At 70.1% G+C, this 22,747-nt stretch carries 21 protein-coding genes; 15 read left to right on the top strand and 6 right to left on the bottom strand.

The annotated features are described in order from the left end of the window. Window positions 1-63 precede the first annotated feature (63 nt). The 5 genes from JAO81_RS12300 to xylA all read right to left on the bottom strand — a co-directional run bounded on the left by JAO81_RS12300 (window position 64) and on the right by xylA (window position 5,873). A complete protein-coding gene (locus JAO81_RS12300; protein ID WP_199547848.1) occupies window positions 64-1,473 on the bottom strand; it encodes a GH1 family beta-glucosidase in 1,410 nt (469 codons plus the stop codon). A gap of 8 nt (window positions 1,474-1,481) precedes the next feature. After that, window positions 1,482-2,312, bottom strand: coding sequence for a carbohydrate ABC transporter permease (locus JAO81_RS12305; protein ID WP_199547849.1), 831 nt, complete (start codon window positions 2,310-2,312; stop codon window positions 1,482-1,484). A gap of 5 nt (window positions 2,313-2,317) precedes the next feature. Further along, window positions 2,318-3,280, bottom strand: coding sequence for a carbohydrate ABC transporter permease (locus tag JAO81_RS12310; RefSeq protein ID WP_199547850.1), 963 nt, complete (start codon window positions 3,278-3,280; stop codon window positions 2,318-2,320). 14 nt (window positions 3,281-3,294) lie between these two features. Beyond that, the gene (locus tag JAO81_RS12315; RefSeq protein ID WP_199547851.1) at window positions 3,295-4,578 is read right to left on the bottom strand and encodes a sugar ABC transporter substrate-binding protein; all 1,284 of its coding nucleotides are present in this window, start codon (window positions 4,576-4,578) and stop codon (window positions 3,295-3,297) included. A 128-nt stretch (window positions 4,579-4,706) separates the two neighbouring features. Further along, window positions 4,707-5,873, bottom strand: a complete 1,167-nt coding sequence (gene xylA, locus JAO81_RS12320) for a xylose isomerase (protein WP_199547852.1) — start codon at window positions 5,871-5,873, stop codon at window positions 4,707-4,709. Window positions 5,874-6,145: 272 nt separating this feature from the next. Between xylA and xylB the strand changes: the two genes are divergently transcribed. From xylB to JAO81_RS12350, 6 genes are all read left to right on the top strand, one after another. Then, window positions 6,146-7,627 carry a xylulokinase gene (xylB, locus tag JAO81_RS12325; RefSeq protein WP_199547853.1) on the top strand — a complete coding sequence of 494 codons (1,482 nt, stop codon included), beginning with the start codon at window positions 6,146-6,148 and terminating at the stop codon, window positions 7,625-7,627. Between the two features lie 138 nt (window positions 7,628-7,765). Beyond that, complete coding sequence (gene yicI / locus JAO81_RS12330; RefSeq protein ID WP_199547854.1) at window positions 7,766-9,985, top strand: alpha-xylosidase; 2,220 nt, start codon at window positions 7,766-7,768, stop codon at window positions 9,983-9,985. An 89-nt stretch (window positions 9,986-10,074) separates the two neighbouring features. Beyond that, window positions 10,075-11,100, top strand: coding sequence for an aromatic ring-hydroxylating dioxygenase subunit alpha (locus tag JAO81_RS12335; RefSeq protein ID WP_199547855.1), 1,026 nt, complete (start codon window positions 10,075-10,077; stop codon window positions 11,098-11,100). Between the two features lie 59 nt (window positions 11,101-11,159). Beyond that, complete coding sequence (locus tag JAO81_RS12340) at window positions 11,160-11,309, top strand: hypothetical protein (protein ID WP_199547894.1); 150 nt, start codon at window positions 11,160-11,162, stop codon at window positions 11,307-11,309. Further along, window positions 11,306-12,244 carry a PDR/VanB family oxidoreductase gene (locus tag JAO81_RS12345; protein ID WP_199547856.1) on the top strand — a complete coding sequence of 313 codons (939 nt, stop codon included), beginning with the start codon at window positions 11,306-11,308 and terminating at the stop codon, window positions 12,242-12,244. Before JAO81_RS12340 ends, JAO81_RS12345 begins: the two co-directional genes overlap by 4 nt. A 186-nt stretch (window positions 12,245-12,430) precedes the next feature. Beyond that, window positions 12,431-13,300, top strand: a complete 870-nt coding sequence (locus tag JAO81_RS12350) for an IclR family transcriptional regulator (RefSeq protein WP_199547857.1) — start codon at window positions 12,431-12,433, stop codon at window positions 13,298-13,300. Here JAO81_RS12350 and JAO81_RS12355 read toward each other — a convergent pair. After that, window positions 13,284-14,114 (bottom strand): PaaX family transcriptional regulator C-terminal domain-containing protein, encoded by an 831-nt coding sequence (locus JAO81_RS12355; RefSeq protein WP_307813318.1) that lies wholly within the window; start codon window positions 14,112-14,114, stop codon window positions 13,284-13,286. The two genes, JAO81_RS12350 and JAO81_RS12355, sit on opposite strands and share 17 nt — an antisense overlap. A gap of 149 nt (window positions 14,115-14,263) precedes the next feature. Here JAO81_RS12355 and JAO81_RS12360 point away from each other — a divergent pair, with 149 nt between their 5' ends. Genes JAO81_RS12360 through JAO81_RS12400 form a run of 9 tightly spaced genes read left to right on the top strand, consistent with a single transcriptional unit; the run spans window position 14,264 to window position 22,501 of the window. Then, window positions 14,264-15,451, top strand: a complete 1,188-nt coding sequence (locus tag JAO81_RS12360; protein WP_199547858.1) for an ABC transporter substrate-binding protein — start codon at window positions 14,264-14,266, stop codon at window positions 15,449-15,451. Next, entirely contained in the window at window positions 15,448-16,215 is a 768-nt protein-coding gene (locus JAO81_RS12365; RefSeq protein WP_199547891.1) for an ABC transporter ATP-binding protein, read from the top strand. Before JAO81_RS12360 ends, JAO81_RS12365 begins: the two co-directional genes overlap by 4 nt. Further along, window positions 16,212-16,886 (top strand): ABC transporter ATP-binding protein, encoded by a 675-nt coding sequence (locus JAO81_RS12370; protein WP_199547859.1) that lies wholly within the window; start codon window positions 16,212-16,214, stop codon window positions 16,884-16,886. Before JAO81_RS12365 ends, JAO81_RS12370 begins: the two co-directional genes overlap by 4 nt. Continuing rightward, complete coding sequence (locus tag JAO81_RS12375) at window positions 16,883-17,746, top strand: branched-chain amino acid ABC transporter permease (protein ID WP_199547860.1); 864 nt, start codon at window positions 16,883-16,885, stop codon at window positions 17,744-17,746. Before JAO81_RS12370 ends, JAO81_RS12375 begins: the two co-directional genes overlap by 4 nt. Beyond that, on the top strand, window positions 17,743-18,705 hold the full coding sequence (locus JAO81_RS12380) for a branched-chain amino acid ABC transporter permease (protein WP_199547861.1): 963 nt from the start codon (window positions 17,743-17,745) through the stop codon (window positions 18,703-18,705). The genes JAO81_RS12375 and JAO81_RS12380 overlap by 4 nt, the downstream gene beginning before the upstream one ends. Continuing rightward, window positions 18,692-19,609: an SDR family NAD(P)-dependent oxidoreductase gene (locus JAO81_RS12385; protein ID WP_199547862.1), complete on the top strand. Its 918-nt coding sequence runs from the start codon at window positions 18,692-18,694 to the stop codon at window positions 19,607-19,609. Before JAO81_RS12380 ends, JAO81_RS12385 begins: the two co-directional genes overlap by 14 nt. 5 nt (window positions 19,610-19,614) lie before the next feature. Then, window positions 19,615-20,490 carry an amidohydrolase family protein gene (locus JAO81_RS12390; protein WP_199547892.1) on the top strand — a complete coding sequence of 292 codons (876 nt, stop codon included), beginning with the start codon at window positions 19,615-19,617 and terminating at the stop codon, window positions 20,488-20,490. A 36-nt stretch (window positions 20,491-20,526) separates the two neighbouring features. Then, window positions 20,527-22,041 (top strand): long-chain fatty acid--CoA ligase, encoded by a 1,515-nt coding sequence (locus tag JAO81_RS12395; protein ID WP_199547863.1) that lies wholly within the window; start codon window positions 20,527-20,529, stop codon window positions 22,039-22,041. Window positions 22,042-22,051: 10 nt separating this feature from the next. Beyond that, window positions 22,052-22,501, top strand: a complete 450-nt coding sequence (locus JAO81_RS12400; RefSeq protein WP_199547864.1) for a MaoC family dehydratase — start codon at window positions 22,052-22,054, stop codon at window positions 22,499-22,501. Window positions 22,502-22,747 lie beyond the last annotated feature (246 nt).

Below are 22,747 nucleotides of genomic sequence, written 5' to 3' on the forward strand. Positions count from 1 at the left end.
TGCGTCAGCGGGGCATGGCGGCGCCCGTCCGCTCCCGCGCTCCGGGTCAGGGTGGGGACAAGGTCAGCCCTGGTTCCTGTCCCGGTGTGCGGCGATCAGCCTCCGGTACCAGTGGTAGCTGTCCTTCGGGGTGCGCTCCTGGGTGTCGTAGTCGACCCGGATGATGCCGAACCTCTTCGCGTAGCCGAGCGCCCATTCGAAGTTGTCGAGCAGGGACCACACGTAGTAGCCGCGCACGTCGACTCCCGCGTCCATGGCGGCACGCAGGGCCGTGAGGTGGTCGTGGAGGTACGTGACCCGGTCGGTGTCGTGGACGGCGCCGTCGGAGGCCGGCTCGTCGTGCTCTGCGGTGCCGTTCTCCGTGATGTGGATCGGCGGCAGGGCGTCGCCGTAGCGGTCCTTGAGGCCGGTGAGCAGCCGGGTGAAGGTCTCGGGGACGACCGGCCAGCCCATGGCGTTGCGCCGCACGTCCGGCCAGGGCCGCTCCGCGTACCGGTTGTCGGTGGCGACGCGCACCGCCGGGTCGGCCTCCCGGTAGGGGGCGTCGGCGACGAGGGTGGGCCGGTAGTAGTTGACGCCGAGGAAGTCCAGTGGCTGGGCGATGAGTTCGAGGTCGCCCTCGCGCCGGAAGTCCTGGCGCGTGATCAGCTCGCCCCAGGTGTCCTGCTCCGCTTCCGGGTAGCGGCCCGCCAGGATCGGGTCCGTCCACACCAGGTTGTGCTGGGTGTCGGCGCGCAGGGCGGCGGCCCGGTCGCCGGCGGAGTCGGTGGCGGGCACGTTGAAGTCGGGGTTCAGCGTGATGCCGACCTCGCGTACGCCTGCCGCACGCAGCGCCTTGACGGCCAGACCGTGGCCGACCAGGAGGTGGTGGGCGGCGGCCAGCGCACCCGTGCCTTCCTGCGCGCCGGGCGCGTGGCGGCCCACCGAGTAGCCGAGGAACGCGCTGCACCAGGGCTCGTTGAGGGTGATCCAGCGGGGCACCCGGTCGGCGAGGAGCTCGGCGACGACCGCCGTGTACTCGGCGAACCGCTCCGCGGTCTCGCGGACCCGCCAGCCGCCCCGGTCCTCCAGGGCCTGGGGCAGGTCCCAGTGGTAGAGCGTGGCGGCGGGCTCGATGCCCGCCTCCAACAGCTCGTCCACCAGGCGGGAGTAGAAGTCGAGCCCCTTCTGGTTGGCGGGCCCCTGCCCCGTCGGCTGGATGCGCGGCCAGGCGATCGAGAAGCGGTACGAGTCGACGCCGAGCCCGCGCAGGAGCCCGATGTCCTCCCGGTAGCGGTGGTAGTGGTCGCAGGCCACGTCACCGGTGTCGCCGCCCGCGGTGCGGCCGGGCGTGTGGCTGTAGGTGTCCCAGATGGAGGGGCCCCGGCCGTCGTCGTACGCGGCGCCCTCGATCTGGTACGAGGCGGTCGCCGCGCCGAACACGAAACCTTCGGGGAACACGGGACCCTCGGGGAATTCGGTCAAGTCACTCATGGAAGGCCTTACTTGACGGATCCGCCGGTGATGCCGGCGGCGATGTACTTCTGGGCGAGGACGAGCAGCACGGCGGCCGGGATCGCCGACAGGACGGAGGCGGCCATGACCGAGCCCCAGTCGCCGACGTGGGCGCCGATGTACTGGTAGATGCCGAGCGTGACGGGCTTGACCTCGTCGGTGGTGTTCAGCGTGAGCGCGAACATGAAGTCGCTCCATGCGTACAGGAAGGCGAACAGCCCGGCTGTGATGAGGGAGTTGCGGCTCATCGGCAGCACCACCTGGAGGAACGTGCGCAGCTTGCCCGCGCCGTCGACCTCCGCCGCCTCGATGACCTCCTTGGGGATGGCCACCATGAACGAGCGCATCAGGACGATGGCGAAGGGGATGCCGAGCGAGGCGTCGGCGAGCATCAGACCGAAGTAGGAGTTGACCAGGCCGAGATCGACGTACGCGCTGTAGAGGGCGTTGGCGATGACGATGCCCGGCACCATCTGGGTGATCAGCGTGCCGAAGACGATGCTCTTCGTCCCGGGCAGCCGGAACTGCGCGAGCCCGTACGCGGCCGGCGCCGCGATCGCCAGGCAGATGGCGACGGCACCGAGCGCGACGACGAGGGAGGTCAGCAGGTGACCGCCCTGCTCGGTGATCGCGGAGGTGAAGCCGGAGAGGTCCAACGACCCCGGTACCGGGGAGACTTCGAGAAGTCCGGAGTCGGGCTGCAGGGCCGTGTTGACCATCCAGTACAGCGGAAAGAGCATCGCGCACAGGATCACCAGGCCAGTGATGGTCGCTCCCCAGCGACGCTTCGGCTTGCTGGTCACGGTGACGGTTGCCATGCCGGTCACTTCCCCTCGGAGCGGTTGGCCCGCAGGTAGAACACCGCGAAGACGGCGGAGATCAGGATGAGCACGTTGCCGACGACGGCGCCCGCGCCGAAGTCCAGCTGGACGAAGGAGTTCTGGTACGTGAGGGTGCCGAGCGTCTGCGTGGAGTCGGCGGGGCCGCCGTCGGTGAGGGCGAGGATCAGATCGAGGATCTTCACCGTCGACATGAAGCCGAGCACGAGCACGACCGTGATGACCGGCTTGAGCAGCGGCAGTGTGACGGACCGGAAGGTGCGCCAGGCCGAGGCGCCGTCCAGGGCGGCCGCCTCGTGCAGCTCCTTGGGTATCTCCTGGAGTCCGCCGTAGAGGATGACCATGTTGAACGGGATGCCGATCCAGATGTTCACCATGATCACGGAGAACAGGGCCATGCCCGGGCTGGTCAGCCAGGGAGTGCTGCCGCCGAACCCGAGGGTGTCGAACAGGGAGTTCAGGACGCCGGTGTCCTGGTCGAGGATGCGCCGCCACACGATGCCGGAGACGACCATCGGGACGAGCCAGGGCAGCAGGATCAGAGAGCGCAGGAACCCGTTGAGCGGGAACTTCTTCGTGAAGAAGACCGCGAGCGCGAGTCCGATGCCGAACTGGCCGATCAGGGACCCGATCGTGAAGACGATGGTGTGCCAGAGCGCCTTGCCGAAGAGGTCGTCCTGGAAGACCTTGCTCCAGTTGTCGGTGCCGTTGAAGGGCGCCTTGCCGTCGAAGAACGTGGACGGCGAGAAGTCCTGGAAGCTCATCACGATGTTGCGGACGAGCGGATAGCCGAAGAACAGCAGCATGAAGACGACGGCGGGGGCGATGAAGCCCCACTGGGAGAGCCTGCGCCGGCGCCGGGTGCGCAGCGGGTCGGGCTGCTTCACGGCGGTGGCGTTCGTGGCGGCTGCAGCGGCGGCGGGCGGTGAAGCCGTGGTGGTCGACATGTTCGTGAGTCCCCTCAGTTCCCGCTCGCGGCGCGGGCCTGCGCCTTCTTCAGCGCGGCCGCGCTGTCCTGACCGGTGAGCGCCGACTGGAAGGCGCTCTGCAGGGCCAGCGATACGGAGGCCCAGCCGGCCCCGACCTGCGTGGTGCGCGAGCGGGCGGTGGCCACCTGGTCGGCGAGCGCGTCGAGTTCGGGCACTTCCTTGCGCCAGATCGCGGCGGCCTTCGCGTTGGCGGGCACCATCCAGCTGTTGCGCGCGTAGGTGATCTGCTCCTGCTCGGAGGACATGCACCCGACGATCTTCGCGGCGGTCTTCTCGCGGGCCGTGTCACCGGTGTTGGGCACGGTGAGGATGGCGCCGCCGAGCGGTCCGACCGAGTCGTCGCCCGTCTTCGGGACGGGGATCTGTGCGATGCCCCAGTCCAGGTCCTTCTTGGTGTTGAGGGTCTCGACCTGCCAGGGACCGTTGATCATCATCGCGGCGTTGCCGGCCATGAACTGGTCGTTGACGTCGGCCTGGGTCCAGTTGACGGTCGACTTGGACAGGGAGCCGTCCTTGATGAGGCCCTTCCAGTAGTCGAGCGCCTCGGCGACGTTCTTGGAGTCGAGCTCCCGCTCGTCACCGCCGTTGGACCACATGAACGGCGTGAACTGGAAGACGCCGTCCTCCGCGCCGCCCGCGCTCAGGGCGATGCCGTACTGCTTGCCCTGGGTGAGCTTCTTCGCCGTGTCCCTCATCTCGTCCCAGGTGGTGGGGACTTCGAGTCCGGCCTTGTCCAGGATGTCCTTGTTGTAGAAGAGGGCGAGGGTGTTCACCGTCCGCGCGGCGCCGTAGTACGTCCCCTCGTAGGAGCCGAAGTCGACGATGCCCTTGGGAATGTCCTGCGTGGACAGGCCCAGGGTGCGCAGGTCGATCAGACCGCCGGCCTCCGCGAACGTCGGCATCTCCGAGGCGTCGAACTGGATGACGTCAGGAAGCGACTTCGACGAGGCCATGCGCAGGGACTTCGTCATCACCTGCGGCGCGGGTACGCTCTGCTGCTCGATGGTGATGCCGAGCTTCGCGCTGCACCGCTTCAGAGTCGCCGCGTCCCAGCTGTGGTACGAGTCGTCGGTCGACGAGTTGAGCACGGTGTAGACGTCGGGGTCGCGCTGCTGTCCGCAGCCCGCGAGGGCGGCGGTGGCGACGAGCGCGGAGACAACGGTGAGCGGGGCTGCGACTCGTCGGGCCCGGCGGACCTGTCGGCCGGAGCGTCGGCGCCTGGCACGCGTCGCGTCCGGAGGAGGAACTGCTGTCACGGTGGTTGCCCTTGCCTGGGAGGGGTGGCCGGCCCCGACGGAACGCCCGTGTCCCGTCGGGGTGTTCGCTTCTGGCCCGGTACGGCTCCGGCCTGCGCCGTACCGGCCGTGTCGCGAAGGGAGCGGCGTCAGCGGACGCCGAGCAGGTGCTCCATGGCGAGCTGGTCGAGGCGCTCGAAGGCCATCGACCGTTCGGCGGCGGCCGTCACGTCGAACTCCTCGAACGCGCCCTTGTCCGCGAGCAGTTCGGCGAGCCCGTCGGCGGTGGGCCGGGCGAGCTCGTCGAGCCGGGAGGTGCGCAGCGCCTCCTGCACCTCGGGGTCGGAGCGGAACGCGGCCGCACGCTCCTTGAGGATCAGGTAGTTGCGCATGCAGTTCTTCGCGGACTCCCACACGCCGTCTATGCCGTCGGTGCGCACCGGCTTGAAGTCGAAGTGGCGCGGGCCCTCGTATCCGGCGGTCTCCAGGAGGTCGACGAGCCAGAACGCCTGGCGTACGTCACCGGCGCCGAAGCGGAAGTCCTGGTCGTACTTGATACCGGTCTGGCCGTTGAGGTCGATGTGGAAGAGCTTGCCCGCCCACAGCGCCTGGGCGATGCCGTGCGGGAAGTTCAGGCCCGCCATCTGCTCGTGGCCCACCTCCGGGTTCACGCCCACGAGTTCGGGGCGCTCCAAGCGCTCGATGAACGCGAGGGCGTGGCCGATGGTCGGCAGAAGGATGTCGCCGCGGGGCTCGTTCGGCTTGGGTTCGATGGCGAACTTCAGGTCGTAGCCCTGCTGCGTCACGTACTCGCCGAGGAGGTCGAAGGCCTCCTTCATACGGTCGAGGGCGTCGCGCACGTCCTTGGCTCCACCGGACTCGGCGCCTTCGCGGCCGCCCCAGGCGACATAGGTCCGCGCGCCGAGCTCGACCGCGAGATCGATATTGCGGATCGTCTTGCGCAGCGCGTACCGGCGCACGTCGCGGTCGTTGGCGGTGAAGCCGCCGTCCTTGAAGACCGGGTGCGTGAACAGGTTCGTCGTCGCCATCGGCACGACGAGGCCCGTCTCGTCCAGCGCGGCGCGGAACCGCTTGACGATCGCGTCCCGCTCGCTGCCTGAGGCACCGAACGGGATCAGGTCGTCATCGTGGAACGTGACGCCGTGTGCGCCGAGTTCGGCCAGACGGCGCACCGACTCGACGGGGTCGAGGGCGGGGCGGGTGGCGTCGCCGAAGGGGTCGTTGCCACGCCAGCCGACGGTCCACAGACCGAAGGTGAACTTGTCGTCAAAGGCGGGGGTGAAGCGATCGGACATGCTGCGGCCCTTTGCTGCTCACGTGCTGCGCGTCGGCCCGGCGTTCACCGAGCTGTTTGTTTTCTGACATGACTAATACGCGATGAAGCGTCGAAGCGCTAGACCCTCAAGCTCAGATGACCCCCAGCACACCCTCAATCACCAGCTGTAAGAAGGATCGAAGCGCTTCGATGATTCAGGGGCCCTCACCTCTTGCCCTTTTGTTTTCTGTACGATCAAATGGCGCCGACACAGTCTTTGACTTCAAGGTCGCAAGCAAGTGGAGAGGCGCCATGCCACCGTCATCACCGCCTTCCGCAGTCGTGATCGGGGTGGACAGTTCGACGCAGTCCACGAAGGCGGCCGTCACGGACGCCGGCACCGGACACCTGCTGGCCGTGGGTCGCGCCCCGCATCTGGTGACCGGAGAGCACGGCGCGCGCGAGAGCGACCCGGAGCTGTGGTGGTCGGCGCTGCGCGACGCTGTCGCGGCCGGACTCGAGGAAGCCGGTGTCCCGCCCGAGGCGGTCACCGGCATCGCGGTCGCGGGGCAGCAGCACGGCCTCGTCGTCCTCGACGCACAGGGCCGTCCGCTGCGCCCCGCGATGCTCTGGAACGACACCCGCGCCGCCCCGCAGGCCGCCGCGCTGACCGAACGGCTCGGTGGCGCGCGGGCCTGGCTCGAGAGCACCGGCACCGTGCCCGTCGCCTCGATGACCGCCGCGAAGTGGCAGTGGCTGCGCGAGACCGAACCGGAGCTCGCGGTGGCGGCCGTGCGGCTGCCCCATGACTTCCTCACCGAGCGCCTGTGCGGCGTGGCGCTCACCGACCCCGGTGATGCCTCGGGCACCTGCTGGTACTCCACGGCCACCGGCGCGTACGACCCGGAGATCCTCGGCCTCATCGGTCTCGCACCCGGATTGCTGCCCGCGCTCGCCCCGGGCGGCGGAGCACGCGCGGGCTCGCTCACCGCACGCGCCGCCGGGCAGCTCGGCCTGCCACCGGGCATCGCGGTGGGCGTGGGCACCGGCGACAACATGGCGGCGGCGGTGGGGCTCGGCCTCGGCGGCGCCGGACTCCTGGACCATCCCGTGCTCAGCCTCGGCACCTCGGGCACGGTGTTCGCCACGACCCGCACCCGGCCCGCTTCCGAGGCCCTCGCCGGTTTCGCCGCGGCCGACGGTACGTATCTCCCGCTGGCCTGCACGCTGAACTGCACGCTCGCCGTCGACAGGATCGCGGCGCTGCTCGGCCTGGACCGCGAGGACGCCGAGCCGGGCGGCGAGGTCGTGCTGCTGCCGTATCTCGACGGGGAGCGCACCCCCGATCTCCCGCACGCGGCCGGCCTGTTGACCGGTCTGCGGCACGCCACGAGCGGCCGGCAGATCCTCGGCGCCGCCTACGAGGGCGCCGCGTTCACCCTGCTGCGCGCCCTCGACGAGCTGCTGCGCGCCTGCGGTCTCGACCCCGACGACCCGGAGGCGGCCGCACGCCCGGTCCGGCTGATCGGCGGCGGTGCGCGGGGCCGCGCCTGGGTGGAGACGGTGCGCCGGCTTTCCGGCCGTCCCGTCCTCGTACCCGAGGCCGAGGAACTGGTGGCGCTCGGCGCCGCCGCCCTGGCCGCCGGCGCCGTCACCGGCCGGGACCCCGTCGCCGTGGCCACCGCATGGGACACCGGCCGCGGCACGCTCCTGCCCGCGCTCCCCCGCGACCTGCCGGCCTGGCGCCGCCTGTCCGACGCCCTGGAGCGGGCGACGCCCGCCCTGCTGAGCTGATCCACCGCAGCCGGCCCGCAACACCGCCGCACACCCGACCCACCCTGCCGGCCCGTAACACCACCGAACACCCGACCCACCCTGCCGGTGTCCACCGCCGGCGACGAACCGACCCACCCCTGCTCCCCTGGGAAGATCATGAAGTTCACCGATGGCTTCTGGCTGATGCGCGACGGGGTCCAGGCCTCGTACGCCACCGAGGTCCGCGACATCCGCGCGGACGCCGACCGCTTCACCGCGTACGCCGCCGTCAAGCGGGTCGAGCGCCGCGGCGACACCCTCAACTCCCCGCTCCTCACGACCGATTGCTTCTCCCCCGCCGAGGGCGTCATCGGCGTCCGTACGACGCATCTGGCCGGCCGGCGCAGGACGGGCCCCGACTTCGAACTGCCCGGCGGCGACGCGTCCGTCGGGCAGGTGCTCCGGGACGGCGAGGTCGTCGAGCTGACGAGCGGCGCCCTGTCGGTGCGTCTGGACACCGCCGCTCCCTGGACGCTGTCCTTCCACGATGCGGACGGCCGCGAGGTGACCTCGGCCGGCCGTAAGGGCACCGCCTTCTTCACCACCGGTGACGGCTCCCCTCACATGGCCGGCCAGCTGGCACTCGGCGTCGGTGAGCAGGTGTACGGCCTCGGCGAGCGCTTCACGCCGTTCATCCGGAACGGCCAGGTCGTCGACATGTGGCAGGCCGACGGCGGCACGAGCAGCGAACAGGCGTACAAGAACGTCCCGTTCAGCCTGCACATCTCCCCCGCGGGTGCGTACGGCGTGTTCGTGAGGCACCCGGGCAGGGTCTCGTACGAGATCGGCTCCGAGTCGGTGGGCCAGATGCAGTTCAGCGTCGAGGACCAGTCGCTCGAGTACTACGTCGTCGCGGGACCGACCCCGAAGGACGTACTGCGTCGCTACACCGCGCTCACCGGCCGCCCGGCGCTGCCGCCCGCGTGGTCGTTCGGGCTGTGGCTGACGACGTCGTTCACGACGCAGTACGACGAGGCGACGGTGACGAAGTTCGTCGACGGGATGGCCGAGCGCGATATCCCGCTGAGCGTCTTCCACTTCGACTGCTTCTGGATGCGCGAGTACCAGTGGTCCGACTTCACCTGGGACCCGGAGGTCTTCCCGGACCCGGTCGGCATGCTGGCCCGGCTCAAAGAGCGCGGCCTCAAGATCTCCGTATGGATCAATCCGTACATCGCCCAGAAGTCCGCCCTGTTCGACGAGGCCGCAGAGCTGGGCTATCTGGTGAAGCGGGCGAACGGCGACATCTGGCAGTGGGACCTGTGGCAGGCGGGCATGGCGCTCGTCGACTTCACGAACCCGGACGCGAGCGCCTGGTTCCAGGCGAAGCTGAAGGTCCTGCTCGACCAGGGCGTCGACTGCTTCAAGACGGACTTCGGCGAGCGCATCCCCACGGACGTGGTCTGGCACGACGGCTCCGACCCGGAGCGGATGCACAACTACTACACCCAGCTGTACAACCAGGTGGTCTTCGAACTCCTGCAGAAGGAGCGGGGGTTGGGCGAGGCGGTCCTCTTCGCGCGGTCCGCGACGGCGGGCGGCCAGCAGTTCCCGGTGCACTGGGGCGGCGACTGCTGGTCGTCGTTCGGCGCGATGGCCGAATCGCTGCGCGGCGGCCTGTCCCTCTCCCTGTCCGGCTTCGGCTTCTGGTCGCATGACATCGGCGGTTTCGAGGGCACGCCCGACCCGGCGGTCTTCAAGCGCTGGCTCGCCTTCGGCCTGCTCTCCTCGCACAGCCGGCTGCACGGGTCGAGCTCGTACCGCGTGCCGTGGGAGTTCGGTGATGAAGCGGTCGACGTGGCGCGGAAGTTCACCAAGCTCAAGCACCGGCTCATGCCGTATCTGTACGGCGCGGCGACCGAGGCGCACGGAGCCGGTGTGCCGCTGATGCGGCCGATGCTCCTCGAATTCCCCGAGGACCCGACGGCCCGCGCTCTGGACCGCCAGTACATGCTGGGTCCCGATGTGCTGGTGGCGCCCGTGTTCTCCGCCGACGGCGACGTGGAGTTCTATCTGCCGGAGGGCACCTGGACACACCTGCTCACCGGCGAGAAGGTGCAGGGCCCGGCCTGGCGGCGCGAGACGCACGGCTTCGACAGCCTCCCGCTGTACGTACGGCCCGGCGCCGTCCTGCCGTTGGCGGCGGACGAGCAGCGGCCGGGCGGCGACTGGGCCGAGGGCCTCACGCTCCTGGGCACGCCCGACGCGCAGGACGTGACCGTCACGGTCCCTGACCACGACGGGCGCACCGCCGCCGTGTACCGGGTGGCCCGGCAGGCGGGCGTGGCCGTGTCGGCGTCCGAGGGGGTGCCAGTTCCGTCCGTGACGGAGCTGTGAACCGTAGACGGAAACCCCGTAGGCACAGGGGCTGTTCACCGGTGAGATGGACCGCAGGCAGGTCCGTTCGACCATGGGGAGCCGAAGCCATGCCCTTCGCACGTAACCAGTGGTACGTCGCCGCGTACGGCGAGGACATCGGGGACGCTCTGTTCGGGCGGACCATCTGCGGTGAGCCCATCCTCTTCTACCGGACGGCGGACGGACGCGTGGTGGGCATGGCCGACCGCTGTGTGCACCGCCGCTATCCGCTGTCGGCGGGCAGCAGGGTCGGCGACCGGATCGTGTGCGGCTACCACGGCTTCACCTACGACCCCGACGGTTCCTGTGTGGCCGTGCCGGGCCAGTCACGCGTTCCGCGGACGGCCCGCGTCCTGTCGTATCCGGTCGTGGAGCAGGACTCCCTGATCTGGGTGTGGATCGGGGACGCCGCCGCGGCCGACACGGCCGCCATCCCCCGCGCGCCGTGGCTGGACTCGCCCGACTACACGACGGTCCGCGGGATGGAACCCCTCGCCGCCCGTTACGAGTTGCTCGTGGACAACCTGATGGACCTCTCCCACGAGACGTATCTGCACGCCGGATACATCGGCACGCCCGAGGTCGCCCAGACACCCATCACCACGGAGACCGACGAGGACGCCGGTGTGGTGTACGCGCGGCGCCGGATGAAGGACGTGGAGTGCCCGCCGTTCTACGCCAACTCCACCGGGATCAAGGGGCGTATCGACCGGTGGCAGGACATCGAGTACCGCCCGCCCTGTCTGTATCTGCTGCACAGCCGGATCGCCCCCACCGGTCTGGAACCCGGTCCTGACGGCGACGACAGCGCGGCGAACCACGCCGAGATCGTCTACGCGATCACTCCGGAGACCGAGCACAGCACCTTCGACTTCTGGATGGTGGCCCGGGACTTCGCGCGCGACGACGAGGAGGTCTCGGCCTTTCTCGCCGAGAGCAACCGGACCGTGGTCCTGCAGGACGTGACCGCCCTGAACCTCCTCGAACAGGCCATCGCCGCCGAGCCCGAGGGGTATCAGGAGCTCAGCATCAACATCGACACCGGCGGTCTGGCCGCACGGCGGATGCTGCACCGGCTGATCGAGCAGTCGTGAAGCGCGGGGTTCACGTGCCGGGTACGGGCCGCGAGGGGAACGGGTTCCGAATGCCGGGCGTGAAGCGCGGGTTCCAGGTGCTGTGGGAACCGGGCTCGGACATACTCACCGGGACCTGCCACTGCGGGGCGGTCGTCCGCGCCGAGGATCCCGTCGGTGTCTGGAACTGGCTGCTCGCCCACCCCGACCATGGCCCGGAGGCACGGTGATCGAGGTCGTCGTCGCGGACCGCGAGCGGGTGGCCGAGGATGTGGTGGCCCTGACCCTGCGCCGGGCGTCCGGCGGACCGCTGCCGTCCTGGGAGCCCGGTGCGCATATCGACCTGCGGCTCGCCGACGGCCTGGTCCGCCAGTACTCCCTGTGCGGAGACCCGGCCGATACGGGGTCCTGGCGCGTGGCCGTGCTCCGCGAGCCGGACGGGCGCGGGGGTTCGGCCCAGGTCCACGAACGGCTGCGGCCCGGTGTGCGGCTGACGGCCGAGGGGCCCCGTAACCACTTCCGACTCGCCTCATCGCCAAGCTACTTGTTCCTCGCGGGAGGCATCGGCATCACGCCGATCCTGCCGAGGGTGGCGGCGGCCGATGCGGCCGGAGCGGACTGGCGTCTGGAGTACGGAGGCCGCAGCACGGCGTCCATGGCCTTCCGCACCGAGCTGGCCCGCTACGGCGACGACCGGGTGCGGATCCGGCCGCAGGACACCACCGGGCTGCTCGATCTCGACGGACTGCTCCGCACGCCGCTGCCGGACACCCTGGTCTACTGCTGCGGTCCCGAGCCGCTCCTGGCCGCCGTGGAGGAACGCTGCGCCCGCTGGCCCCAAGGGGCCCTGCGGGTCGAGCGGTTCACGCCGAAGCCGGTGGACGATGCCGAGGAGGACGAGGGGTTCGAGGTGGAGCTCGCCCGCAGCGGTCTGACACTGAAGGTGCCCGCCGGCCGCTCCATCCTCGCCACGGTGGAGGCGGCCGGGGTCACCGCCCTGTCGTCCTGCCGCGAGGGCACCTGCGGCACCTGCGAGACCGAGATCCTGGCCGGGGTCCCCGACCACCGCGACGCGGTGCTCACCGAAGAGGAGCGTGCGAGCGGGGAGTTCATGATGATCTGCGTCTCGCGCGCCCATTCCTCGCGACTCCTTCTCGATCTTTGACGTCCGCCGTAGACTCCGTCGCCCTGGAAGCCCTGGAAGCCCGGCGAGCACTGGAAGCCTGGCGAACGCTGGAAGCCCGGCGAACGCTGGAAGCCCGGCGAGCGCTGGGATCCCAGCGAGCGCTAGTGGCCCGGGAAGCCCTGATGACCCGGGCGGCTTCAGGGACGCGACGGAGCGGAGACGGCGATGGACAAGCCCGCCCGGCCTTCGGTGACCCGGCGGGCGCTCGGGATCCTGGACGCGTTCACGCCGGAGCGGCCCGGGCTGTCCCTGGCCGAGATCAGCAGGCGGACCGGTCTGCCGCCCCCGACCGCGCACCGCCTCGCCGGCGAACTGGTCGCCTGGGGCGCACTCGAACGCGATCCGCGGGGGATCTACCGGATCGGCCTGCGGCTGTGGGAAGTCGCCTCGCTCGCCCCGCGCGGCCCGGCGCTGCGCGAGGCCGCGCTGCCGTTTCTGGAGGACCTGTACGAGGCGACCCACCAGAACGTGCAGCTCGCCGTGCTCGACGGCCTCGAGGTGATCTATCTCGAGCGGCTCTCGGGCCGGAACGCCGTCCATGTGTTCACCCGGGTCGGCGGCCGCTTCCCCGCGCACGCGACGGGAGTGGGCCTGGTGCTGCTCGCGCATGCGGACCGGGCCACGCAGGAACGGGCGTACGCCGGGCCGTTGCGGCGCTTCACCGAGAAGACGATCTGTTCCGGGGAGCGGCTGCGCCAGGTGCTCGCCGAGGTGCGGCGGACCGGGGTGGCGGTCAGTGACGGGCAGGTCGAGCTGGTGGCGCTGTCGGTGGCCGCGCCCGTGCACGGTCCGGACGACACGGTGGTGGCCGCGGTGTCGATCGTGGTCCCCGCCGAGGGTGCCGAGCCGCGCGCCCTCATCCCCGCCGTACGCGCGGGGGTCCGCGGCATCTCCCGCGCCCTGGGCGCGCCGAGCGCGCTGCGCGCCCCGGACTCGGCCGACCGCCTCAGCCAGAGCATCGGCCCGCAGGGCGCACCCCTCCGCTCCGGCCCCCAACTCAACGGTGCGAGCCCCGAGTTCAGTCGACCCGAATGAACTCCAGCGCTTCGTCCGCGAGGCGCCGCGCCGGCTCCTCGTAGCGGGCCCGCAGCTCCCACAGGACGCGTTCGCCACGGATCGCCGGCCAGTCCTCGGGCAGGTACTCGACGGGCAGGCGGGGATCGAAGCGGACCAGTTGCAGCCATTCCGTGGTCATCCAGAGAAACCTGGCCAGGTCGTCGGGGGCGTCGGGCAGCGGGTCCGGACGGTCCCAACGGGCCAGGAACGCTTGGTAGTTCTCGGTCAGGCCGTCGAGGTCGAAGGCGTCCTTGATCATCGACGGTACGTCCGTCGGCTCCTGTGCGGCGCCGGTGAAGACCTTCATATGCCCGTTCAGGCCGAGTCCCGCGGCGATCGGAGTCACGTCCACCTCGGCGGGGGCGATCCACATGCCGTTGCCGAGCGAGCCGAAGCCGGCCCAGGTCAGCCGCGAGCGCAGCTCGTGCCGGCGGCTCTGCCAGGACTCGGGCATCGAGAACGCGAGCACGGTCCAGGATCCGTCCCAGTCGTCGTTGACCGCGCCATGGGTCCAGACCCGCTGTTCCCCGTCCATGAGGATGCGCCGCGAGCGGTCGGTGAGGCCGAAGTGCATCCGCCGGCCCTGCCGGTGACGGGTGAGCAGATCCTTGCCGACCATGCGGGTCAGCGTGGAGCGCAGCGCGTGCTCGCTGACACCGAGGCGCCCGAAGAGCTCGATGAAGCTGCCGGAGAAGACGGCGATGTCGCGCCGCAGCACGTAGTTGCCGAGAAAGGTGAGCATCAGGGACTGCGGCCGCAGTCGCGGAGGTGCCCCGGCGGGATCTGTGTCCACTCGTTCCGCTCCCCTTCGGATGATGCAGATGATGTTGGGCAGATTATTGACGGTCGTGACCAACACGCCTAACTTCAGGCAGGTTACCTCTTCGCCGGACGTTGCCGGGGAGGGTGCGGCAGACCAGATCCATTCCCAGGAGGTCTTCCATGCGCAAGCTCATCCCCTTACTTGCGGCGGCCGCGCTGGCCCTGACCGCCTGCGGCTCCGGGGACACCGGTGGCGGCGGTGACACCATCAAGATCGGTTTCATCGAGTCGCTGACCGGCAACTACGCCCCACTCGGCGGCGAGGCGAAGAAGACCGTCGACTTGGCCGTCGACCAGATCAACAAGGCCGGCGGCATCGACGGCCGGAAGATCAAACTGATCACCCTCGACGACAAGACCGCACCCGACCAGGGCGTGCTGCACTTCAATGAGCTCAGGTCGCAGGGGGTCACCGCGATCCTCGGGTCGACCTTCTCCAACGTGGGCCTCGCGGTGGAGCCCCTGGCCGAGCGGGCGAAGATCCCCTACATCTCCCTGGCCCCGGCGGACGAACAGGTCGACCCCGTCCAGAAGTACACGTTCGTGGTGCCGGCGATCTCGTCCAAGTACGCCGAGGCGATGCTCCAGTACTTCCAGGCGCACAAGATCACCAAGATCGCCGTCGCGTACGACACCAAGAGCTCCTACTCCGTGGCCGGTTTCGCCGGGATGAAGAAGTACGCGGCCCAATACGGCGTCACGATCGTCGAGGAGGAGCCGTACGAGACCACGGCGACCGACTTCAGCCCGGTCTTCACGCACGTGCGGAGCTCGGGCGCGCAAGCCCTCGTCGCGTGGGCGAGCGGCGCCCCGGGAGTGACCCTCGCCAAGCAGTTCCCCAACTCGGGCCTGAAGCTTCCCCTGTTCATGACCGCCTCGCAGGCGAGCAAGCTCTGGCTCGACCCGGTGGGCAGCGCGAGTGAGGGCGTGTACGTGCAGAGCGCCATCGGCGTCATCGGCGACACGCTGCCCGACGGCAAGCTCAAGGACTCGATCGAGGAGATGTCCGTCCCGTTCAAGGAGAAGTACGGGTACGAGCCGCCGCAGTTCGCCATGGACGGGTATGCGGGCGTGAAGCTGCTCGCGGCCGCGATCGAGAAGGCGGGCGGCACCGACAAGGAGAAGATCCGCGATGCGCTCGAGTCGCTGACCCTGGTCACCCCGACGGGCAAGTACACCTACTCCCCCACCGATCACTCGGGGCTCAAGCCGACGGACATCTCCATGAACCGGGTGAAGGACGGCAAGCTCGTGCCCACCGAGTGGTCGGCCGAACGCAATGCCGCGACCGCCAAGGCCGCGGGATGACCTCGCTGCTCGAAGTGAACGACGTCGGCAAGGCGTTCGGCGGTGTCTATGCCGTACGGGATGTCAGCCTGAGCGTGGCCGAGGGCGAGCTGCGCGGGGTGATCGGCCCCAACGGGGCGGGTAAGTCGACCCTGTTCAATCTGATCAGCGGCCATCTCCTGCCCGATCACGGCACATTGACCTATGCCGGGCGGCGTCTGGAGCGGCTGACCCCGCACGCCCGGGCCAGGCTCGGCATCGCGATCGTCTTCCAGGGCGCCCGGCTCTTCCTGGGCATGACGGCTCTGGAGAACGTGATGGTCGGCGCGCACGCCAGGACCCGGCACGGCTTCCTCTCGGCGGCACTGCGGCTTCCGGCGCACCGCAAGGAGGAGAGGGCGATCAAAGCCGACGCCCTGGAGGCGCTCGACCGGGTGGGCCTCAAGGACTGGGCGGACCGGGCCGCCGAGGAGCTTCCGCTCGGTCAGCAGCGCTCGCTCCAGGTGGCCCGCGCGCTGTGCGCCCGGCCGCGGCTGCTGCTCCTGGACGAACCGGCCTCGGGGCTGCGCGCCGCCGAACGCGAGGCTCTCGCCCAGCTCATCGAGTCGCTGCGGGGCGAGGGCCCGACGACGCTGCTCGTCGAGCACGACGTCGCCTTCGTCGCCCGGCTCGCCGACCGGATCAGCGTGCTCGACCTCGGCGCGCACATCGCCGAGGGCACCCCGGCCGAGATCCGCCAGGACGAGCGGGTCATCGCCGCCTACCTCGGCAAGGAGGCAGCATGAACGTGATCGAGGCGGAGGACCTGGTCGTCCGGTACGGAACGGCCACCGCTCTCGACCGGGTCGGCCTGAGCGTCGCGGCCGGTGAACTCGTCGCGCTCATCGGCCCGAACGGGGCCGGCAAGTCCTCCCTCGTCAACGCGGTCCTCGGCATCGTCCGCCCGGAGTCGGGACGCGTCGCGGTGCACGGCCGCGCCGCCCTCGTGCCCGAAGGGCGGCAGCTCTTCGGGGACCTGACCGTCGACGACAACCTCGCGCTCGGCGCCTGGCGGCGCAGAAGAGACTCCGGGTCCCGCGACACCGCCAAGGTGTACGAGGTGCTGCCCGGTCTGGTCCGCCTGCGCGAGCGGCGCGCGGGCAGCCTGTCCGGCGGCGAGCAGCAGATGGTCGCGTTCGGACGGGCCCTGATGGCCGATCCGGATGTGGTCGTCGTGGACGAACTCTCCCTCGGTCTCGCCCCGTTGGTCACCGCGGACCTGGCCGCGCAGCTGCGCACCCTGAACGCCGAACGCGGGATGGCCGTCCTTCTGATCGAGCAGAACGCACGGCTCGCCCTCGACCTGTGCGGCCGCGGCTATGTCCTCGAGGCGGGCCGGATCCGCGCCGAGGGCACCGCGGCCGAGCTCACGGCGAGCGCCGAGGTCGCGGACGCCTATCTGGGGGCGGTCCTGTGAGCGACTTCCTCCAGTACCTCGTCGCGGGCCTGGCCGTCGGCTGCGGCTTCGCGCTGCTCGCCAGCGGTCTGGTGGCCGTCCATCGGGTGACCCATGTGGTCAACTTCGCGCAGGGCATGTTCGCCGTGGTGGCGGGCCTGACCGCCGGTTCGCTGCTCTCGGCCGGCCTCCCGCACGGGGCCGCCGAGCTCCTCGCGGTCCTGGTGGCCGGCGCGGTCGGTCTGCTGGTCGGTCTGATTGCCACCGGCAGACCCGGGACGAGCGCGCAGTCCGCGCTGATCGTGACGCTCGGCGTGGGCTTCGTCGCGTACGCCGTCGAGATCATGATCTGGGGCGACAACCCCCGCTCCCATCCCGGGCTCCGCGGCTCGGTGCAGATCGCCGATGCCTACGTGCAGAAGCAGTCGTTCCTCGTCATCGGCGTGACCGCGGTGGTGTTCACCCTGCTCGGCCTGTTCTTCACCCGTACCTACCTCGGCAAGGCCTTCACCGCCTGCGCCTCCAACCCCTACGCGGCGCGTGCGGTGGGCATCGACGTGACCCGGATGGGGCTGATCGCCTTCGCGCTCGGCGGGATGCTCGGCGGCGCCGCGGGCGTGCTGCTCACCCCGCTCCTTCCGATCTCGTACAACAGCGATGTCCTGCTCATCACCAGCGGATTCGCCGCCGCGATCCTCGGCGGCCTCACCCGGCCGGGGCTCGCCCTCGTCGGCGCCCTGATCCTGGGCGTCGCGGAGTCCATGGTGGCCGGGTATCTGGACGCCTCGTACCAGACGGTGGTCGCGCTGCTCCTGATGCTCGCGATCATGATCTGGCAGGCCTCGCAGCGTACGTCGCTCACCGAAGAGGCGGCCCGATGAACGAATCCGTCCTGGTCCTTCTGCTGCTTTCCGCGATCGTGGTCACGGGCCTGTCCATGCTGATGGGCTACGCCGGCCAAGTCTCCCTCGGCCAGGCCTCCTTCACCATGATCGGCGCCTACACCGCGGCTCTGCTCGCCACCCACGGCAAGCCGACCTGGCTCGGCCTGCTCGCCGCGCCGTTCGTCGCCACGGCGGCCGCCGCCCTGATCGGCATCCCGCTCCTGCGCCTGCGCGGCCACCGCCTCGCCTTCGCCACACTCGCCGTCCAGCTGGTGCTCCTGAGCATCGTGGGGCAGCAGGAGTGGACGGGCGGCGACATCGGCCTGCAGGGGATTCCGCTCCTGAACATCGGCGGTTACGAATTCTCCGGCGACCGTCCGTACATCTGTCTCGCTCTCGCCGCCCTGCTCCTGGTCGTCCTGATCACGCGGAACGTCGTGGCCTCCCGGCCGGGGCGCGGTCTGCGGGCCCTTGCCACCAGTGAGGTCGCCGCCGAGTCGTCCGGGGTGCCGGTGGCCACGTACAAACTGGTCGTCTTCAGTCTGTCGGCCGGGTTCGCCGGTCTGGCGGGCGGTATCTACGCCTTCTACATCGGCTATGTGTCACCGGGTTCGTTCCCCGTGCTCCTTTCCTTCGAGTACGTGGTGATGGCCGTCGTCGGCGGCGCGGGCACCATCTGGGGTGCGCTCGCCGGCGCCACCGCGATCACCCTGCTGCTCCAGTGGCTCAACGACCTCGGCACCCGCGAGGGCATGCCCGCCTCCGCGCCCGCGGTCCTGTCCTACGCCGTCTACGGAGTGCTGCTGATCCTCGTGGTGCTCTTCCTGCCGCGCGGTCTGGTGCCCAGCGCGACGTCCTGGTGGTCACGGCACGTCCGGTGGCCGCGGCGCCGCACCGGGGAGCCCGCCGACACTCCGTCAACTGCCCCGAAGGAGATGCACTATGAGCCGAATTGATCTCAACGGCAAGGTGGCCGTCGTGACCGGCGGCGGGCGGGGCCTCGGCCTCGCCTATGCGCGGGCGCTGGCTCGTGCGGGCGCCTCGGTCGTGGTCAACGACGTGGACGAGGAGATCGCCGCGGCGGCCGTCAAGGAGATCACCGGGGCGGGCGGGCAAGCGGTGGCGGAGGTCGTGCCCGTGGGCGACACCGCGGCCGCCGACCGCCTCGTGGGGCGTGCCGTCGAGGCGTTCGGGCGGCTCGACGTCATGGTGACCAACGCCGGGATCCTGCGCGACCGGGTGCTGTGGAAGATGTCCGACGACGATTTCGACGCGGTGCTCGGCGTCCATCTGCGGGGCACGTTCACCTGTGCCCGCGCCGCCGCCGTACGCATGCGGGAGCAGGGCGACGGCGGCTCGATCGTCCTGGTGGGCTCGCCTGCCGGACAGCGCGGCAACTTCGGGCAGACCAACTACGCCGCGGCCAAGGCGGGTATCGCGGCCATGGCCCGCACCTGGTCGATGGAGCTCGCCAGGTCCGAGATCACCGTCAATGCGATCATCCCCGTCGCGGCCACCGCCATGACCGAGACGATCCCGGCGTTCGCCCCGTATATAGAGGAGCAGCGCAAGGGCCGCCCGCTGCCCGATTTCCTGCGCAAGGGCGAGGGGTTCGGCACACCGGAGGACTGCGCCGCACTCGTCCCGTACCTCGCCTCGGACGCGGCCCGCGACATCACCGGGCAGTGCATCGGCATCGGCGGGGACAAGCTCGCGCTCTGGTCGCACCCGCAGGAGATCGCGGCGGCCTACGCCGACGGCGGCTGGAGCCCGGAGACGATCGCCGCCGTCTGGCCCGCCTCGCTCGGCCGCGAGCCCCAGTCCGTGGGCATCCCGGCCCCCGTGGTCCCGGAGGCCTGACCGTGCTGAACCCCGACGAGCTCACCGCCATCGACGTGCATACGCACGCCGAGGTCTCCGCGCGCGGAAACGCCTCCCTGGACGAGGAGTTGAACGACGCGTCCAGCACGTACTTCAAGATCGACCCGACCCGGCGCAAGCCCACCCTGGAGGAGATCGCGGCCTATTACCGTCAGCGCTCCATGGCCGCCGTGGTGTTCACCGTGGACGCCGAGCACGCCACCGGGACGCCGCCCGTACCCAACGAGGAGGTGGCCGAGGCGGCCGCGGGCAACCCCGACGTCCTCATCCCGTTCGCCTCGATCGACCCGTTCCGGGGCAAGGCGGGAGTGCGTCAAGTGCGGCGCCTGGTCGAGGAGTTCGGCGTACGGGGCTTCAAGTTCCACCCCAACGTCCAGGGCTTCTTCCCGAACGACCGGATCGCCTACGGCCTGTACGAGGCGATCGAGGAGCTGGGCGCCATCGCGCTGTTCCACACCGGGCAGACCGGGATCGGCTCCGGGGTTCCGGGCGGTGGCGGCATCCGGCTGAAGTACTCCAATCCGCTGCATGTGGACGACGTGGCCGTCGACTTCCCGCATCTGAAGATCATCCTGGCCCACCCCTCGTTCCCCTGGCAGGACGAGGCACTGAGCATCGCCACGCACAAGCCGGGCGTCTACATCGACCTGTCCGGCTGGTCGCCGAAGTACTTCCCGCCGCAGCTCGTCCAGTACGCCAACACCTTGCTCAGGGAGAAGGTGCTGTTCGGCTCCGACTACCCGCTGCTCACGCCGGACCGCTGGCTCGCCGACTTCGCCGAGCTCCCGATCAAGGACGAGGTGCGGCCCCTGATCCTCAAGGAGAACGCGGCCCGCCTGCTGGGTCTGCGGAAGACCTGAGCCATCCGCGCGAGGAGCCGAGAGGAGGTCACGCACATGCGCAACGAGGGAATCGGGTCGTGGCCGACCCGCAGAGCGCGCAAGACCCCGCACCGCACCGCCCTGGTCCATGACGGCAGCACGATCACCTACGGCGAGCTGCACCGCCGCGTGCTGCGACTCGCCCACGCGTTACGCACGTTGGGCGTACAGCGCGGCGACCGCGTGGGCTATCTCGGCCCCAACCACCCGTCGTTCCTGGAGACGTTGTTCGCCACCGGAGCCATCGGCGCCGTCTTCGTCCCGCTGAACACCCGTCTGGCCGCGCCGGAGATCGGCTATCAGCTCACCGACTCCGGGGTGTCCGTCCTGATCCACGCCCCGGCCCACGCACCACTGGTCGGCTCCCTGCGCGCCACGACGGATGTACGCGTGCACGTGGCGCTCGCGGGCCCTTCCCCCGATGCGGTCGGCTACGCCGAGATCATGCGGGCGGCCCCGGAGGATCCGCTCGACGAGCCGGTGGCGCCCGAGGACCTGTGCCTGATCATGTACACCTCGGGGACCACGGGCCGCCCCAAGGGGGCCGTCCTGACCCATGCCAACCTCACCTGGAACGCCCTCAACGTCCTGGTCGACACCGATCTGATCGCCGACGAGACCGCCCTGGTCTCGGCGCCCCTGTTCCACACCGCCGCGCTCAACATGCTCACCCTGCCGGTGCTGCTCAAGGGCGGCGCCTGCGTCCTCGTCCCGGCCTTCACACCCGACTCCACCTTCGAGCTGATCGAGCGCCACCGGGTCACGTTCATGTTCGGCGTACCCACCATGTTCAACGAGCTCGCCCGGTCCCCCAAGTGGCCTGCCGCGGACCTGACTTCGCTGCGCCTGCTGACCTGCGGCGGCTCCCCGGTCCCGCCCTCCCTCATCGAGACCTATGCCGCCCGGGGCCTGACCTTCCTGCAGGGATACGGGATGACGGAGGCGGCTCCCGGAACACTGTTCCTCGACGCGGCCCACGCCGTGTCCAAGACTGGCTCCGCCGGAGTGCCGCACTTCTTCACCGACGTACGCGTCGTCGGCCCCGACGGCACGGACGTCATGCCGGGCGAGCCGGGTGAGGTCCTGGTCAACGGCCCGCATGTCATGGCCGGTTACTGGGGCCTGCCAGAACAGAGCGCCGCCGTCCTCAGGGACGGCTGGTTCCACACCGGCGATCTGGCCGTACTCGACGAGGACGGCTACGCGTTCATCACCGACCGGCTCAAGGACATGATCATCTCCGGCGGCGAGAACATCTATCCGGCCGAGGTCGAGAAGGCCATCGCGGCCGACCCCGACGTCCTCGACTGCGCCGTCATCGGCGTCCCCGACCCCACCTGGGGCGAGGTCGGCCGCGCCGTCGTGATCCCCCGGCCCGGCTCGGGGCTCACTACCGCTCGCGTCATCGACGCCCTCCGGGGCGTGCTGGCCTCGTACAAGATCCCCAAATCGGTGGTGTTCGTCGACGAACTGCCGCGCAACGCGGCCGGAAAGATCCTCAAATCCCGCCTGCGCGACCTCCACGGCTGAGGAGCCCTCCATGCATGTGCACATCGACGACCTCGTCGGCATGACCGGCAAAGAGCTGGGCACGAGCGACTGGTTCCCGGTCCCGCAGGCCCGTATCGACACCTTCGCGGACGCCACCGACGATCACCAGTGGATCCATGTGGACCCCGAGCAGGCGAAGAACGGCCCCTTCGGCGTCCCCATCGCCCACGGTCTGCTCACCCTGTCGCTCTTCATCCCGATGTTCACGGCGCTCCTGGACGTGGACGGGGTGAAGACCAAGGTCAACTACGGCTTCAACAAAGTCCGCTTCCCGGCCCCCGTCCCCGCCGGCTCCCGCCTGCGCCTGCACGCCCGCCTCACCGAGGCGGCCGACGTCCCCGGCGGCGGCGTCCAGATCACGGTGGACGGCACGATCGAGATCGAGGAGGCACCCAAGCCGGCCTGCGTGCTGCAGTCCGTCTCGCGCTTCTACCGCTGAGACGGACGCGCCGCCGCGTGGACGGGGCTCGTCTCGGCGCCCGTTGCCACCGGACGGAACTCAACTCGGCGCCCCTTGCCACCGGACGCAACTCAACTCGGCGCCCGTTGTCAGTGGCATACGGCATCGTGTGCCGCCGGCGTCGGACCGAAACCAGGGGTGGGCAGCGTGGCGGAGCAGGAGCTCTCCGGTTATGCGGCAGGCGAGTTGAGCCATACGGACTGGGGGGGCGCTGGAGCATGCCTA

The organism is Streptomyces sp. N35, assembly GCF_016464295.1.
Taxonomy (GTDB): Bacteria; Actinomycetota; Actinomycetes; order Streptomycetales; family Streptomycetaceae; genus Streptomyces.

Excerpts from the sequence above, each read along its gene's own strand:
- JAO81_RS12300 (WP_199547848.1), bottom strand. The coding sequence starts at position 1,473 with ATGAGTGACTTGACCGAATTCCCCGAGGGTCCCGTGTTCCCCGAAGGT.
- JAO81_RS12305 (WP_199547849.1), bottom strand. The coding sequence starts at position 2,312 with ATGGCAACCGTCACCGTGACCAGCAAGCCGAAGCGTCGCTGGGGAGCG.
- JAO81_RS12310 (WP_199547850.1), bottom strand. The coding sequence starts at position 3,280 with ATGTCGACCACCACGGCTTCACCGCCCGCCGCCGCTGCAGCCGCCACG.
- xylA (WP_199547852.1), bottom strand. The coding sequence starts at position 5,873 with ATGTCCGATCGCTTCACCCCCGCCTTTGACGACAAGTTCACCTTCGGT.
- xylB (WP_199547853.1), top strand. The coding sequence starts at position 6,146 with ATGCCACCGTCATCACCGCCTTCCGCAGTCGTGATCGGGGTGGACAGT.
- yicI (WP_199547854.1), top strand. The coding sequence starts at position 7,766 with ATGAAGTTCACCGATGGCTTCTGGCTGATGCGCGACGGGGTCCAGGCC.
- JAO81_RS12335 (WP_199547855.1), top strand. The coding sequence starts at position 10,075 with ATGCCCTTCGCACGTAACCAGTGGTACGTCGCCGCGTACGGCGAGGAC.
- JAO81_RS12350 (WP_199547857.1), top strand. The coding sequence starts at position 12,431 with ATGGACAAGCCCGCCCGGCCTTCGGTGACCCGGCGGGCGCTCGGGATC.
- JAO81_RS12360 (WP_199547858.1), top strand. The coding sequence starts at position 14,264 with ATGCGCAAGCTCATCCCCTTACTTGCGGCGGCCGCGCTGGCCCTGACC.
- JAO81_RS12365 (WP_199547891.1), top strand. The coding sequence starts at position 15,448 with ATGACCTCGCTGCTCGAAGTGAACGACGTCGGCAAGGCGTTCGGCGGT.
- JAO81_RS12370 (WP_199547859.1), top strand. The coding sequence starts at position 16,212 with ATGAACGTGATCGAGGCGGAGGACCTGGTCGTCCGGTACGGAACGGCC.
- JAO81_RS12380 (WP_199547861.1), top strand. The coding sequence starts at position 17,743 with ATGAACGAATCCGTCCTGGTCCTTCTGCTGCTTTCCGCGATCGTGGTC.
- JAO81_RS12385 (WP_199547862.1), top strand. The coding sequence starts at position 18,692 with ATGAGCCGAATTGATCTCAACGGCAAGGTGGCCGTCGTGACCGGCGGC.
- JAO81_RS12395 (WP_199547863.1), top strand. The coding sequence starts at position 20,527 with ATGCGCAACGAGGGAATCGGGTCGTGGCCGACCCGCAGAGCGCGCAAG.
- JAO81_RS12400 (WP_199547864.1), top strand. The coding sequence starts at position 22,052 with ATGCATGTGCACATCGACGACCTCGTCGGCATGACCGGCAAAGAGCTG.